The sequence below is a fragment of the Streptomyces sp. NPDC127092 genome, from assembly GCF_042722475.1.
Taxonomy (GTDB): Bacteria; Actinomycetota; Actinomycetes; order Streptomycetales; family Streptomycetaceae; genus Streptomyces.
Window position 1 is genome coordinate 1 of record NZ_JBHXFE010000380.1, and the last position, 1,104, is coordinate 1,104.

A 1,104-nucleotide genomic window follows, 5' to 3' on the forward strand; every position below is an offset into this window, starting at 1 on the left:
GGATCGAGTGTGGCCTGTTCTTGCTCGGCTCGATCGGCGCGGTCGGCTTCGGCAATCAGGGCGGATGCGGTCAGATCGTCGGTGCGTGCGTTGTCGTGTTCGTCCTTTTCGCGGTTGCGGCGGGCTTCGGCTTCACGCAGCAGGCGGTCGATCGCGTCGCGGTCGACTGCGGTGGACGGGTCGATACCGTAGCGGCGTTTGACCTCTCCTTCGATTCGTTCGGCGGCGCGCGCGGCGGCGGGTGACTCGTTCTGCCAGGCCCGGGCGCTCTGATAGTTGTCTGCGATCTGACCGCTGTCGGCGCGGTCCCACCATTGGTCGTCGAGAACGGCTCGAAGCTGTGACTCTGCGGCGGCACGTTCACTGTTCAGCCGCTGCTCGAGCTCTCGGGTGGCCTGTGTGCTCTTCTGTTCTGCCCGTCGCCGTTCCGCTTCCCGAGTTCGGGCCATTTGCTCGGCCAGCCGAGAGGCAGCCTGCATCCCGACTCGGAAGATGGCCCCCGTCTCGCGGGTGATGTTGCTGATCTCGTCGTGGTTGTCCATGATGTTGATCCCCTTCGCTGGTGAGTGGTTACCGGCCGTGGTCGTGGCTTTGTACGGAGGAAAGCCCGGTTGTCCGAGTTGGTTCAGGGATGTGGGTCGGTGAGGTTCGGGGCGGTGTGGTGAGCACGGATCGGGCCGGGTCCGGGAAGTCGTTGGCAGCGAGTCGGACGGCAGCGGTGACGTCCCGCTCAATGTTGGCGGTGCGGTCGAGCGCAGGAGCGGTTGGTGGGAGGCCGCTGTGTGCCGCGAGTTCGGCGACGGCATCTTCTGCCCGGTCGGCGGCCGCGCAGAGGGTGCCTGCCTGAGCAGGTGTGAGGGCGGGATCGGCGGAGAGGTTCCGCACCGTCTCGAGCAAGGTGGCCGAGTGTTGGCGGAGCGCTTTCATGTCCAGGTCAGGATCGGTACGCGCGGCCGAGTCGATCTGTGCTTCGCTGTGTCCGGCGTCGCGGGCGCGGTCCTTGGCACGGTCGAGTTCGCCATCGAGATGGGCTTGAAGTTCGTCGATGGTCCAGTGGTTGGCGTCGTGGACGTTCCGGGCTGCCCAGGCGACGTCGTGTAGTTC

The 1,104-nt window shown here is 66.2% G+C and carries 2 protein-coding genes; both read right to left on the reverse strand.

What is annotated here, in order from left to right; genetic code table 11:
- On the reverse strand, positions 1-542 hold a 542-nt coding region (locus ACFWJO_RS40605), incomplete at its 3' end, for a hypothetical protein (RefSeq protein ID WP_386873408.1).
- 28 nt (positions 543-570) lie between these two features.
- The coding region (locus ACFWJO_RS40610; protein ID WP_386873410.1) for a hypothetical protein at positions 571-1,104 on the reverse strand (534 nt) is incomplete at its 5' end.